Genomic DNA, 14634 nt, shown 5'->3' with positions numbered 1-14634 from the left:
GATATCAAGCGTGAAAGAGAAACACCGCAACGGTATGGCCGCGCGGTGTTTTTTTATGTCAGTACTCTTAATTAGGTAAGTAAACTTACTTTATGAGTGGGTCAAAATCTGCTGCATCATGGCGCTCAGGTAATTGCTCTTCTGGCGCACCCCAAGTACGGTTAACGATGCGGCCACGTTGCACCGCAGGGCGTTTCGCAATGGTCTCTGTCCAACGAATCAGGTGAGAATAGGATTTCACATCCAGGAATTCACCCGCTTCATATTGCAAGCCAAGCACCAAGCTGCCGTACCACGGCCAGATAGCGATATCCGCAATAGAGTACTCATCACCCGCGATATACTCATGTGTTTTGAGCTGAGTGTTGAGTAAATCGAGCTGGCGCTTGGCTTCCATGGTGAAACGGTCGATAGCGTATTCAATCTTCACTGGTGCATAGTGATAAAAATGCCCAAAACCGCCACCTAAATAAGGGGCTGCACCTTGTAGCCAGAACAGCCAATTGAGCGCTTCAGTTCTTGCTGCATGAGATTTTGGTAAGAAATGACCGAATTTATCTGCCAAATAAAGCAGAATGGCACCAGACTCAAAAACCCTTACTGGTGGGGTAGATGAATAGTCCATCAGGGCCGGAATCTTTGAATTGGGATTGATGCTAACAAAGCCACTTGAGAACTGATCGCCTTCACTGATACGAATCAAATGGGCATCATATTCTGCGCCTTTCTCCCCCAACGCCAGCAACTCTTCCAGCAGAATAGTCACCTTTTGGCCATTCGGTGTACCCATGGAATAGAGCTGCAACGGGTGTTTACCTACGGGCAGGTCAGCTTCATATCGGGCACCCGCTGTTGGACGATTGATTTTAGACCACACACCGCCGCTGGCATTGTTTTCCGTCCAGATTTTCGGCGGTTGGTATTCGTTATCTTTCATCATGGATTACCTTATTTGAGAATGAATATACTCGTCATACTTCAAGCTGCGTTCAAATCGGTTCCTGACGATTTGTCTCTCGCGTGCCGCCTTCCTGCAACTTGAATTATTTGGGCTATATGCGTTAAATAATATTCATAGTGGTTATGCATTAATCATAAAGAATAACAGGGATAATATTTCTGTCACTCCGGTTCCCTATAGTGAAGTTTCTTTTTACCTTTGGGCAATAGAAATAATTAGGGAACTTAACATGCACATGAGCAAATTCCGGTTGCTGCTGCTGGCCAGTAGCATCGCATTCAGTACTTCGTCGTGGGCACAAGCCGTTGAGGTACCCGCAGTTCTTGCCGGACATGCGGTCCTGCCGGTGAAATCGACTGTTGCAACACCTTCTGATGCTCCAACTGATTTACAACAAAGCGGAAAATATACTAGCGGTCAACGCGTTAGCACATTGGGTTCTGTGGCAGCTAAATCCGCCGACCGACTGACGGGCATTGGATTACCGATTAACGGCCAACCGCTACAAGGGCACTCGGGAATAAAGCATATGCCAGATGGTACTTATTGGGTGCTAACTGATAATGGTTTTGGCAGCAAAGCTAACTCACCTGATGCCATGCTTTATCTCAATCACTATAATATTGATTTCAAAAATGGCAATGTAACCCCACTGCAAACCGTGTTTCTGCACGACCCCGATAAAAAAGTGCCGTTTCATATCATTAATGAAAGTACCGAAAAACGTTATCTGACCGGCAGTGATTTTGATCCCGAAAGCTTCCAGTTTGCCAATGATGCTCTTTGGATTGGTGATGAGTTCGGGCCTTATCTGATTAAAGCCGATTTGAACGGAAAAGTGCTGGCAGTATTTGAGACTCAGGTTGATGGTAAAGTCGTGAAATCACCCGATAATCCGACGCTTACACTGCCGGGTGCTCCTGATGGTGAACAGAATTTTCAGGTGGCGCGCTCAAAAGGATTTGAAGGGATGGCGGTTTCGCCCGATGGCAGCAAGTTGTACCCAATGTTAGAGGGGGCGCTGTGGGATGGTGAAAAATTTGAGAATATCGATGGCAAACGCTACCTGAGAGTGTTGGAGTTTGATGTTAAAAATCAGGCATGGACAGGGCGCAGTTGGCAATATGTGCTGGAAGATAACCAGAATGCTATCGGCGATTTTAATCTGATCGATGCAAACCATGGATTAGTCATTGAACGCGATAACGGCGAGGGCACGGCAGATAAAGCCTGTGCGGTAGGGGAGCCAACGGATAAATGCTTTAGCCAGATAGCTAAGTTTAAACGTGTCTATAAAATTGCTTTCTCTGATGACAATGTCGGCAAACCAGTAGAAAAAGTGTCATATATTGATTTGCTAAATATTAAAGACCCGCAGAGCTTGGCACGTAAACCTTTAAACAGCGGCGTACTGACATTCCCGTTCTTCACCATTGAGAATGTTGATGTAGTGGATGCTAACCATATCATTGTTGGTAACGATAATAATTTCCCATTCTCCTCCAGCCGCCAGCCTAATGAGGCGGACGATAATGAATTTATCTTACTGGATGTGAAAGCGCTATTGAGTCAGTAGCTGGCTCAATCTTACCTGATAAGCCTGGGTATGGACTGTCCAACTTTATGGGGCAGTCCATGCGCGGGTTTTTTACGCTTTAAGACAATATTATGCTTCATAGAATTATGCTTCATAGAGCACTCTTGATGCTTCCTCAACTTGCCGCTCAAGAATGTTAAGTGTCTTGGATAAGACATTTTCTTGTTCTTTGAACCATTTATCTTTGTCAGGCAAAGAGGTCGCAAGCCGCCATGACTCTTCTCCTTTCAGCACGTCGATCTCGTGTAATATCGCGTCAATTTGTTTTCTAACGTCACTGATTTTTCTGCGTAACCGTTCAAGATCATCGATAATATCGCTGGCCATTAGTGGCTCAAGCCCTTTCTTTAAACTTTCCAGCAACGCGTGAATAGCGGGGAAGTCACCTCGTTGGCGGGCTTGATTGAGTTGAACCATCAATTGATGGGCCTTTTCTTTAAACGCATCAGCCACGAGATCTGGATGGCAAAGCCGGCTGGCTTGCCGCCACAACCGTTTGAGATCCTGGCGTTGCTCAGAAGAGAGTTTCCTATCATTATCAAGTCGTTGTTCTGCCTCTGTCTGCTGTTCTTGATAACGTTCGTATTTCTCTTTTGCTTCTTCACGGGCGTTGCGGGTTGACTCGGTATTCCGTGTGCAAAAGCTGTTTTCCAATTCTTTAATTTCAGCCAGTAATGCGGTAATCAATTCTGTCTGTTGCTGAATTCGGTTTCGTATCTCAATTGTGTCATTGGAGATAGAAGGGAGAGCCAACCAGCGTTGTTTTAACGAGGTAAGTTCCTCTATCGCTTGAGAAATATATTGTTGGCAGTTGCGATAATCGCGTTCTCTGCGTCGGGCTTCTGCCTCGGCTTTACGTAAAGTGCTTTCTGCCAACTGCCTGCGCAGGTTAAGGATTTGCTTCATCAACGGGCCAAGGCGCACCAGATAGAGATCGTTAAAGTCATCCAGTAGCTGAATACGTTCATTACGTTTATCAATTAATTCGCTTAACTGTTCCTCCATAGCTTTCAGTTCAAGCTTGCAAGCGGCCAGTTCAATATCCTGCCATTGTGTGACCCCTTGCTTGCTTCCCAGCCAGGTTGAGATCGCATCCAAAGCTTGGGTGAATTTTCTCTGTTCAAGCGCCATGACGATAAAAACCAGCACGGGGTCCTGAGTCTCATCTTTAAGATAAGGGAGTTGGTGGCGAATAATGTCGTCATCTTCAAGCTCAATACCGCTTTTAATGATCTCCAGTCGTTTAATGAGTTTTTTCATAAATATAGGATTTGCTGATAACGTAGACAGAATACAGACATACTAAACAACGGTTTCACATTGTTCCAGATGAATGAAGGGTGAGCCCGCAAGGATGGTGAGATAGTTGAGCCATATAACGATTTCTTGTCCGGTAACATGATTCTTCTGACCCATGATGATGTTTGCCGGTTACTCAGGATCTCGTGGTAGTGCGGTGTTTTTTATGTCAGTACCGGTGTCATAGGCACAAAAAAACCTGCACGGAGGCAGGTTCTTTTTATTCGGTATGAGTTTATTGCTTTGGGCTATCACCTTCATCGCGATTGAAAGTCACACCGAGATATTATTGACTCTTATAGAGCAATAACATTGGCTGCTGAGGGGCCTTTAGCGCCGTTCTCGATAGAGAACTCTACATTTTGGCCTTCATCCAGAGTTTTGAAATCATTGCTTTGGATAGCAGAGAAGTGAACGAACACATCTTTGCTGCCATCAGCCGGAGAGATGAAACCAAAACCTTTACCAGCGTCAAACCATTTTACTAAACCAGTCATTTTATTAGACATAGAGATACTTCCTTCAATAATTTTTAATTGCCGCCACAGGCGACCAGATGGGCTTGGGTAGAACTTATGGGGCACTTAGAAGGAATTTCACGGAGAAGAGGTATCTGTCTGATAACGCTAATACGGGGAACTGCTTTACTAAAACTGCGGACATAAATGTTACGGTCAACCGGGTATAACTTTTTTACGTGGGTGCTGGCAACACTGCTCGGGGTAACCCGTCATCGCTGTCGGTTGCCAACTCCCAGAATCACACTGAATTACAGGGCGATTACATTTACTGCTGAGGGGCCTTTAGCGCCGTTCTCGATAGAGAACTCTACATTTTGGCCTTCATCCAGAGTTTTGAAATCATTGCTTTGGATAGCAGAGAAGTGAACGAACACATCTTTGCTGCCATCAGCCGGAGAGATGAAACCAAAACCTTTACCAGCGTCAAACCATTTTACTAAACCAGTCATTTTATTAGACATAGAGATACTTCCTTCAATTATTTTTGCCACAATAGTGTAGCGAACGTGGTCTGTCTTTCAGAGGATTTCTTACTTGGGCACTTAGGAGGAGACTCACGGAGAAGGGATATCTATGATAACGCTTGAACTGAGAACTGCTTTACTAAAACTGCTTTCATAAGGTCTGTGTTCCAAACCGATGAAGCTATTTAACCACAATACATTCCTTATGGCAACCCCATTCTTGACTAACATAGGTGGTGTGAATGGTTTTTTCATCTGATTTTCTACATTAAAGATCATCTTTAATGTTGTTAAACAGCTTGTTACACCAATTAAATACCTGTGGAAATTTGTGCGATATTTTTAGCGGTGTTGTAAATTACGTTCAGTTGTCAGCCTCCTTCAGGGCGACGCACTTGGTGAATAAGGTGTATCTGATGAATCTCTGAGCCAATCACGCTGCTCAGGGGCCTATTGGCATCTGTGCCTTCTCTTGTACCATCCATACCGCAGCTTCAACCCGTGATTTGAGTTTCATTTTTTTCAGCAGATGTTTGACATGAACTTTGACAGTGTTTTCTGCAATCATTAACTTACGGGCAATGATTTTATTCGGTAATCCTTTGGCGATGAGCTTTAGGATATCGCGTTCACGTGGCGTGAGGGCGTTGATATCACGTGCTGTATCAGGTCGATTCTCTCGTAAGTTAGTCGCCAGTATCGACATCAGCGCATCGCTGAGAACCATCTGTCCTGCCGCCGCATCATATAGCGCGACTAACAAATCTTCTGGATCCATATCTTTCAATAGATAACCATCCGCACCACGCTTTAATGCGCTGATAACATCATCTTGATGATCAGAAACAGTAAAGACCACAACCCGTCCAGATAGCGGTTGTTGACGCAATCGGTCCAGTGTTTCCAGACCATTCATCCCAGGCATATTTAAATCCAGCATGATCAGATCAGGATCAAGTTCGGCGGCCAGAATGACACCTTGTGCGCCGTTACTGGCTTCACCTGCTACGGATAACCCCGGTGCCATACTAATTAACTGTTTAATGCCGTGTCTAAGCATAGGGTGATCATCAATCAGCAGGACGGTTGCAGCTTCTTGTTCACTCATGGCTAATTCCTGTGACAGAGAGGAGAGAAAATATCCCGAATGAGAGGGGGTGATCCGTATTCTTCATCATCCTTGGCAATTACCCCATAACCAATAGGGAGTAATCCCTAATAGCTGGCGGGGGAATAACACGACTCTGGTTAAAAAGAAATAATTATAACTGATTGATAAAAAACTATTTTTTACTAAAAATAGTGATACCCATAAGTGATGCGTGGGTATTGTTGGCTGAAAGTTAACTTCACATCCGCTTGATGTAAATCAACTTTGAAATGACCTCGGGTGCCTAGGGTGGCACATGACTCTCCATTTATGCTCACCCTGACTGAGGTATTAATGCCACACTCTTCAGCCCCATTAACCCACGCCAAATCTCCCACTATCCCGGCAAAATTACCGGGTGGCAGGTCAATACAGCAGTGGCTGCCAGAAGATCCACAATTCTGGCAGCAAGTGGGCTACCGCGTTGCCCAGCGCAATTTGTGGATATCCGTACCGGCGCTGTTACTCAGCTTCTGTGTCTGGATGTTGTTCAGTGCGGTGGCGGTGAATCTGAATAAAGTCGGGTTTAACTTCACCACCGATCAACTGTTTATGCTGACGGCACTGCCTTCGGTATCGGGTGCTTTGCTACGTGTTCCCTACTCCTTTGTCATTCCGGTCTTCGGTGGCCGCCGCTGGACAGCCATCAGCACACTGTTTCTGATCGTTCCCTGCCTGTGGTTAGGCATCGTGGTACAGGACAGCACAACCTCTTACGGCACATTTGTGTTGATTTCGTTGCTGTGTGGTTTTGCTGGTGCGAACTTTGCGTCCAGTATGGCCAATATCAGTTTCTTCTTTCCAAAAGCGAAACAGGGGGGCGCACTGGGCCTCAATGGGGGATTAGGCAACCTTGGCGTCAGTGTGATGCAATTTATTGCACCTATTGCTATCTCTGTGGGCATGTTCGGTGCGTTTGTGGGGAGTGGCTATCCGCAAGCCGATGGTAGCCAGCTCTGGTTACAAAATGCCGCTTATATCTGGATCCCATTCCTGCTGATTTTCAGTGTGGTGGCCTGGTTTGGTATGAATGACCTGTCTGCCTCAAAAGCCTCTATTGCTCAGCAATTACCGGTATTGATGCGGGGCCACTTGTGGATTCTGGCGGTGCTGTATCTGGCCACATTCGGTTCATTTATTGGTTTCTCCGCGGGTTTTGCCATGCTGGCAAAAACGCAATTTCCTGATGTGATTATTCTGCATTACGCCTTCTTCGGCCCGTTGCTCGGGGCATTGGCGCGTCCAGTGGGCGGCGCACTGGCTGATCGCTTCGGCGGAATCCGCGTCACCTTAATCAATTTTATCCTGATGGCAATATTTGCGGTCTTGCTCTTCTTTACCTTACCGGGAGCGAACTCTAACGGCGTTTTCTTGGCCTTCTTTGGCATCTTTATGATGCTGTTTTTGACCGCAGGATTAGGCAGCGGCTCGACATTTCAGATGATCGCGGTGATTTTCCGCAAACTGACTCTCGACCGGGTGATCAACGCTGGCGGCAGTGATAAACAGGCGCAGCAGGATGCCGCCAGAGAGTCGGCAGCGGCGTTGGGCTTTATCTCCGCCATTGGGGCCATCGGCGGTTTCTTCATTCCTAAATCATTTGGTACGTCATTGGCCCTGACCGGTTCACCGGCCGGTGCGATGAAGCTCTTCGTGATTTTCTATGTGGTCTGCGTGTTGATCACCTGGTTTGTGTATGGCCGCAAGCTCCATCGTGGGATGGCGACAAAAAACACGTAATCAGTAGGGTTCGATAAATAAACAACAGCATTGAGCAATGTTAATCCACTTATAAAAATGAACAGGGCCGTTATGTCCCACAATCAGGAGATCTCCGGATGAGCAAATTTCTTGACCGGTTTCGTTATTTTAAACAACTTGCCGAACCTTTCGCGCAGGGCCACGGCCAGACTCTGGATACTAATCGAGATTGGGAGGATGGCTATCGTAGCCGTTGGCAGCACGATAAGGTGGTACGTTCTACCCATGGCGTTAATTGTACTGGCTCCTGTAGCTGGAAGATTTATGTCAAGAATGGTTTGGTGACCTGGGAAACCCAGCAAACCGATTACCCCCGCACCCGCCCGGACTTACCTAATCATGAGCCTCGTGGCTGCCCACGTGGTGCCAGTTATTCTTGGTATCTGTACAGTGCTAACCGCTTGAAATACCCGATGATGCGTAAGAGCTTGATTCAGTTGTGGCGTGCGGCCAAAGCGCAGTATCGTGATCCCGTCGATGCATGGGCTTCAATCGTCGGTGATAGCGTTCAGGCAAAAAGCTACAAACAAGCGCGTGGTCGTGGTGGTTTTGTCCGCTCAAGCTGGCAGGAAGTGAATGAACTGATTGCAGCGGCGAATGTGTATACCGCGAAACAGTATGGCCCGGACCGCATTATTGGCTTCTCGCCGATCCCAGCGATGTCGATGGTTTCTTATGCCGCAGGAGCACGTTACCTTTCGCTGATTGGCGGTGTTTGCCTCAGTTTCTATGATTGGTATTGTGACCTGCCCCCCGCTTCACCGATGACGTGGGGCGAGCAAACTGACGTCCCAGAATCTGCTGATTGGTATAACTCCTCCTATATTATTGCCTGGGGTTCGAATGTTCCTCAGACCCGGACGCCCGATGCCCACTTCTTTACTGAGGTCCGTTATAAAGGCACCAAGACCGTCGCGGTGACCCCTGATTACGCGGAAGTGGCGAAACTGTGCGACCAGTGGCTGAATCCAAAACAAGGAACAGACAGCGCCATGGCGATGGCGATGGGCCATGTGATCCTCAATGAATTCCATCTACAGCGGCAAAGCCATTATTTTGTTGAATACATGCGGCAGTACACCGATATGCCGATGTTGGTATTGCTCGAGCCACGTGACGGAGGTTACTACGCCGCTGGGCGCTTGCTGCGTGCCGCTGATCTGGTTGGTAACTTGGGAGAAGCTAATAATCCTGAATGGAAAACCATTGCCATAGAGGGAAACAGCGGGCAATTGGTTGCGCCACAGGGGTCTATCGGCTATCGCTGGGGTGAAAAAGGCAAATGGAATCTTGAACAGCGTGATAGTCAAACCCACCAGGAAATCTCCTTACAACTGAGCTTGCTAGGGCAACACGATGATATCGCCAGCGTTGGCTTCCCATACTTTGGCGGTGAAATCAGTGAGAATTTCCAAAGTGTGGTACTGGAAGAAGTGCTGCAACATAAGTTACCGGTTAAGCGGCTGCAATTGGCCGATGGCAGTGAGGCTCTGGTTACCAGCGTTTATGACCTGATGATGGCTAACTATGGTCTGGATCGTGGTTTAGATGATGAAAATACCGCCAGCAGTTATGACGATATTAAAGCTTATACCCCGGCATGGGCTGAAAAAATTACCGGTGTCGCGCGTCAGGATATTATCCGCATTGCTCGTGAGTTTGCCGATAATGCCGAGAAAACCCATGGTCGTTCGATGATTATCGTCGGTGCCGGTATCAACCACTGGTACCACATGGATATGACGTACCGCGCCCTGATCAACATGCTGATTTTCTGCGGTTGTGTCGGGCAAAGTGGCGGGGGCTGGGCGCACTATGTGGGGCAGGAGAAACTGCGGCCACAGACCGGTTGGTTGCCATTGGCATTTGGCCTCGACTGGCAGCGTCCACCGCGTCATATGAACGGCACGTCATTTTTCTACAACCACTCTAGCCAGTGGCGTTATGAAACGGTCAGCACCACCCAGTTATTATCGCCGTTGGCAGATAGCACGCGCTTTAGCCCGAGCTTGATTGATCTAAATGTTCGCGCCGAGCGGATGGGGTGGTTGCCCTCCGCGCCTCAACTGAATTGTAACCCGCTGACACTGGCTGCCCGTGCGCAACAAGCGGGTCAAACGCCGATGGACTATACCGTCGATAGTCTTAAAAGTGGGGCGTTGAGATTTGCTGCCGAGCAGCCTGATGACCCACAAAACTTCCCCCGAAATCTGTTTGTCTGGCGCTCCAACTTACTGGGGTCTTCCGGTAAAGGGCATGAGTACATGCTCAAATACTTACTGGGTACGGAAAATGGGATTCAGGGTAAAGATCTCGGCCAGCAGGGCGGGGTGAAGCCGGAAGAGGTGGAATGGCAAGATCAGGGCGGTGAAGGCAAGTTAGATTTGGTGGTGACATTGGATTTCCGCATGTCCAGCACCTGCCTCTATTCAGACATCATTCTGCCCACGGCGACCTGGTATGAAAAAGACGACATGAATACCTCGGATATGCATCCGTTTATTCACCCCTTGTCTGCGGCAGTGGATCCGGCATGGGAATCCAAAAGTGATTGGGATATCTACAAAGGTATCGCCGAAACCTTCTCACGGGTTTGTGTCGGGCATTTAGGTCAGGAAACCGATGTGGTGACCTTGCCCATCCAACATGACTCACCGGCAGAATTGGCGCAGCCGTATGGTGTGAAGGACTGGAAGAAAGGAGAGTGTGAGCTGATACCGGGTCAAACTGCGCCTCACATCATGGTGGTCGAACGTGATTATCCCGCGACTTATGCCCGTTTTACTGCTCTGGGACCGTTGCTGGATAAATTGGGTAACGGCGGAAAGGGGATCAATTGGAATACCCAAACTGAAATCGATTTCCTTAAACAACTGAATCATACCCATGCTGACGGCCCTGCTGCCGGACGGCCGAAAATTGATACGGCGATTGACGCCGCAGAGGTGATTTTATCGCTGGCACCAGAGACTAACGGGCAGGTTGCCGTCAAAGCCTGGCAGGCGTTGGAACAACTGACGGGCCGCGAACATGCACATTTGGCACTGAATAAAGAAGATGAAAAGATTCGTTTTCGTGATATTCAGGCCCAACCACGCAAAATTATCTCCAGCCCAACCTGGTCCGGCCTGGAAGATGAACATGTTTCTTACAATGCCTGTTACACCAATGTTCATGAGCTGATCCCATGGCGCACCCTGTCTGGCCGCCAGCAACTTTATCAGGACCATGAATGGATGCGTGCTTTTGGTGAGAGTCTGCTGTGCTATCGGCCGCCGATCGATACCCGTGCGGCGCAACCATTACTCAACAAAAAGCCGAACGGCAACCCGGAGAAAGCGCTCAACTTCCTGACACCTCATCAGAAGTGGGGTATTCACTCAACGTACAGTGACAACCTGTTGATGCTGACGTTGTCGCGGGGAGGGCCGATTGTCTGGCTGAGTGAAGAGGATGCCAAAGCGCTATTAATCGAAGATAACGACTGGATTGAGGCGTTTAACAACAATGGTGCCTTAACGGCCCGTGCCGTGGTTAGCCAGCGTATTCCATCGGGTATGACCATGATGTACCACGCACAGGAACGCATTGTTAATATCCCCGGTTCTGAAATTACCGGTCAGCGTGGCGGTATCCATAACTCGGTCACTCGTATCAGCCCAAAACCGACTCACATGATTGGCGGCTACGCGCAATTAGCCTACGGCTTTAACTACTACGGCACGGTAGGGTCCAATCGCGATGAATTCGTGGTGGTACGCAAGATGAATAACATTGATTGGCTGGATGACGAGCAGCAGAACGCGGGTAACACCGGGGGTAAACTATGAAAATCCGCTCACAGGTCGGCATGGTCCTGAATCTCGATAAATGCATTGGTTGCCATACCTGTTCGATAACCTGCAAAAATGTGTGGACCAGCCGTGAAGGTATGGAATATGCCTGGTTTAACAACGTCGAGAGCAAGCCAGGGCTGGGTTATCCGCACGATTGGGAAAATCAGAATAAATGGAAGGGCGGGTGGATCCGCAAGATTAGTGGCAAGCTGGCCCCACGTATGGGCAGCCGGGTGGGCGTTCTCTCCAAGATTTTTGCCAACCCGGATGTGCCGGCATTGGATGACTACTACGAACCCTTTGATTTTGATTACCAGCATTTGCATAACGCACCGGCTGGTAAACACCAGCCAGTTGCTCGCCCACGTTCGCTTATTACCGGGCAACGGATGGAGAAAATTGAGAATGGCCCTAACTGGGAAGAGATCCTGGGCGGGGAGTTTTCTAAACGCTCCAAAGACCAGAACTTCGCCCATATCCAAAAAGAGATGTATGGGCAATTTGAACATACTTTCATGATGTATTTGCCGCGTTTATGTGAACACTGCCTTAATCCAGCGTGTGTTGCCACCTGCCCTAGTGGGGCGATTTATAAACGGGCTGAAGACGGTATTGTACTGATTGATCAGGACAAATGCCGAGGCTGGCGCATGTGCCTGACGGGCTGTCCGTATAAAAAAATCTATTTTAATTGGAAGAGTGGTAAATCAGAGAAGTGCATTTTTTGTTATCCACGCATTGAATCTGGCGAACCGACAGTCTGTGCTGAGACCTGTGTGGGGCGCATTCGTTATCTGGGGGTGTTGCTGTATGACGCCGATGGCATCGAACAGGCCGCTTCTGCCATTGATGAGAAGAGCCTTTATCAACGGCAAATGGATATTTTCCTCGACCCCCATGATCCGGTCGTTATTGCTCAGGCAGAGAAAGATGGCATCCCATTGAGTGTGATTGAGGCGGCCCAGCGCTCTCCTGTTTACAAAATGGCGGTGGAATGGAAATTGGCCTTACCGCTGCACCCGGAGTATCGCACGTTGCCGATGGTATGGTATGTACCGCCATTGTCACCAATTCAGTCTGCGGCCGATTCCGGAATGCTGCCCCACAGCGGTGTGTTACCTGATGTGGAAAGCTTGCGTATTCCGGTTCAGTATCTGGCTAACTTATTGACCGCCGGTGATACCCAACCCGTAATCATGGCACTGAAACGGATGCTGGCAATGCGCCACTATAAGCGGGCTGAAACCGTTGATGGCAAAATTGATCTCAGTGCGCTGGAGGCGGTCGGGCTGACCGAAGCGCAGGCGCAGGAGATGTACCGCTATCTGGCGATTGCCAATTATGAAGATCGCTTTGTTATCCCATCCAGTCACCGTGAAATCGCCCGCGATGCTTTCCCTGAAAGCAAAGGGTGTGGTTTCAGTTTTGGTGATGGTTGCCATGGCAGTGATAGCCGCTTCAATTTGTTTAATAGCCGCCGTATTGATGCCGTTGATGTCACTAAGAAGACAGATCAGGGGGGCCAGTTATGATGAGTTTGCGGATCATTTCCCGCTTGCTGGAATACCCGGATGCTGATCTGTGGCAACACCAGCAAGAGCTTATTGAGGCACTGACTGAGGCCAGTGAACTCACGGCTGAACAGTGCCAGACGCTCAGGCAATTTATCAGCACGTTGTGTCATAGCGATCTGCTTGATTGTCAGGCGAGTTATTGCGGTTTGTTTGATCGTGGCCGTGCTACGTCGTTGTTGTTGTTCGAGCATGTGCATGGGGAATCACGGGATCGCGGCCAGGCGATGGTGGATTTAATGGCGCAATATCAGCGAGCCGGATTAGTCCTGGATTGCAAAGAACTGCCGGATTTCCTGCCGCTCTATCTCGAATATTTGGCTAACCAGCCGGTGAAAGAGGTCACCATGGGTTTGCAGGACATTGCACCCATTCTGGCGCTATTAGGTGCACGTCTACATCAGCGTGACAGCCAATATGCTCAGTTATTTGATCTGCTGTTAATCCTGTCAGGCAGCGATATTCGCAGTGAAAACCTTGGCGATAAAGTGGCTGTCGAAACCCGTGATGACACGCCAAAAGCCCTGGATGCTGTGTGGGAAGAGGAGCAGGTGAAATTCCTTGGTGCAGAGGGCTGTTCAACGGCTCAGCAAAATTGTTCATCCACTCAGCAAAGCACGCATCAAAAACGCTTTTCCGGTGCCGTGTTGCCGCAATATCTCAGTGTCCAGTCCGCATCAGAGGCAAAGCAAGCCGTTGTATCCCGTGGGTTAGCGGATAACAAAGGAGCCAGTTTATGATCTTCCTACATCAATTCTTTTTTGATATTTATCCTTATCTGGCATTAGTGATTTTCCTGTTAGGAAGCTGGCTACGCTACGATTACGGTCAATATAGCTGGCGGGCAGGTTCCAGCCAGATGTTGGATAAAAAAGGCGTGCGATTGGCGTCGAATTTATTCCACATAGGGATCTTGGGGATATTCTTTGGTCATGTATTGGGGATGTTGACCCCACACTGGATGTACGAATCCTTCTTACCGATAGACGTAAAACAAAAACTGGCGATGTTTGCTGGGGGGGCCTGCGGTGTCATGGTGTTGATCGGCGGGGCAATGCTGTTGCGCAGAAGGTTGACCAACCCACGGATCAGGGCGACCAGTACGACTGCGGATATCGTGATCCTGGTGTTACTGCTTGTACAGGTCAGCTTGGGGTTACTGAGTATCCCGTTCTCAGCGCAGCATATGGATGGTAGCGAGATGATGAAGTTGGTCGGTTGGGCGCAATCAATTGCCACTTTCCGTACCGGTGCATCAGCCTATCTGACCGATGTGGCATGGGTCTTCAAACTACATATCGTGTTAGGATTGACCTTATTTGTGCTATTCCCCTTCTCACGGTTGGTACACGTTTGGAGCGTGCCTCTTGAGTATTTGACCCGCCGATATCAGTTGGTACGTAATCGCCATTGATCACGAGAAAGGCCGTTTGTATGTTGAAAACCAGAGCGTAGGCGGAGAGGCAGTACGTAG

Annotated in this window: 11 protein-coding genes; 6 read left to right on the top strand and 5 right to left on the bottom strand. The window is 48.5% G+C overall.

From position 1 onward, the window contains the following. Window positions 1-85 precede the first annotated feature (85 nt). Window positions 86-937 carry a glutathione-dependent disulfide-bond oxidoreductase gene (gene yghU, locus AC971_RS09170; RefSeq protein WP_025381660.1) on the bottom strand — a complete coding sequence of 284 codons (852 nt, stop codon included), beginning with the start codon at window positions 935-937 and terminating at the stop codon, window positions 86-88. A 253-nt stretch (window positions 938-1190) separates the two neighbouring features. Here yghU and AC971_RS09165 point away from each other — a divergent pair, with 253 nt between their 5' ends. Continuing rightward, window positions 1191-2537, top strand: coding sequence for an esterase-like activity of phytase family protein (locus AC971_RS09165; RefSeq protein ID WP_025381659.1), 1347 nt, complete (start codon window positions 1191-1193; stop codon window positions 2535-2537). Window positions 2538-2642: 105 nt separating this feature from the next. On the opposite strand, the gene AC971_RS09160 is transcribed toward AC971_RS09165, so the two are convergent. The 4 genes from AC971_RS09160 to narL all read right to left on the bottom strand — a co-directional run bounded on the left by AC971_RS09160 (window position 2643) and on the right by narL (window position 5950). After that, window positions 2643-3818, bottom strand: a complete 1176-nt coding sequence (locus AC971_RS09160) for a DNA repair protein (RefSeq protein ID WP_025381658.1) — start codon at window positions 3816-3818, stop codon at window positions 2643-2645. Between the two features lie 335 nt (window positions 3819-4153). Beyond that, window positions 4154-4366 (bottom strand): transcription antiterminator/RNA stability regulator CspE, encoded by a 213-nt coding sequence (cspE, locus tag AC971_RS09155; protein WP_025381657.1) that lies wholly within the window; start codon window positions 4364-4366, stop codon window positions 4154-4156. Window positions 4367-4626: 260 nt separating this feature from the next. Next, complete coding sequence (gene cspE / locus AC971_RS09150; protein WP_011193172.1) at window positions 4627-4839, bottom strand: transcription antiterminator/RNA stability regulator CspE; 213 nt, start codon at window positions 4837-4839, stop codon at window positions 4627-4629. Between the two features lie 445 nt (window positions 4840-5284). Beyond that, window positions 5285-5950, bottom strand: a complete 666-nt coding sequence (narL, locus tag AC971_RS09145; RefSeq protein ID WP_025381656.1) for a two-component system response regulator NarL — start codon at window positions 5948-5950, stop codon at window positions 5285-5287. A gap of 336 nt (window positions 5951-6286) precedes the next feature. Here narL and AC971_RS09140 point away from each other — a divergent pair, with 336 nt between their 5' ends. From AC971_RS09140 to narI, 5 genes are all read left to right on the top strand, one after another. Further along, window positions 6287-7732: a NarK family nitrate/nitrite MFS transporter gene (locus AC971_RS09140; RefSeq protein ID WP_025381655.1), complete on the top strand. Its 1446-nt coding sequence runs from the start codon at window positions 6287-6289 to the stop codon at window positions 7730-7732. 98 nt (window positions 7733-7830) lie between these two features. After that, window positions 7831-11583, top strand: a complete 3753-nt coding sequence (locus AC971_RS09135) for a nitrate reductase subunit alpha (protein ID WP_025381654.1) — start codon at window positions 7831-7833, stop codon at window positions 11581-11583. Further along, window positions 11580-13121: a nitrate reductase subunit beta gene (narH, locus tag AC971_RS09130; protein ID WP_025381653.1), complete on the top strand. Its 1542-nt coding sequence runs from the start codon at window positions 11580-11582 to the stop codon at window positions 13119-13121. The genes AC971_RS09135 and narH overlap by 4 nt, the downstream gene beginning before the upstream one ends. Then, window positions 13118-13900, top strand: coding sequence for a nitrate reductase molybdenum cofactor assembly chaperone (narJ, locus tag AC971_RS09125; RefSeq protein WP_025381652.1), 783 nt, complete (start codon window positions 13118-13120; stop codon window positions 13898-13900). Before narH ends, narJ begins: the two co-directional genes overlap by 4 nt. After that, complete coding sequence (gene narI, locus AC971_RS09120; RefSeq protein ID WP_025381651.1) at window positions 13897-14574, top strand: respiratory nitrate reductase subunit gamma; 678 nt, start codon at window positions 13897-13899, stop codon at window positions 14572-14574. Before narJ ends, narI begins: the two co-directional genes overlap by 4 nt. Window positions 14575-14634 lie beyond the last annotated feature (60 nt).

The organism is Yersinia similis (assembly GCF_001053095.1).
Lineage (GTDB): Bacteria > Pseudomonadota > Gammaproteobacteria > Enterobacterales > Enterobacteriaceae > Yersinia > Yersinia similis.
The sequence above is the reverse complement of the archived record's forward strand: the minus strand, read 5'-3'. Positions and strand labels throughout refer to the sequence as shown.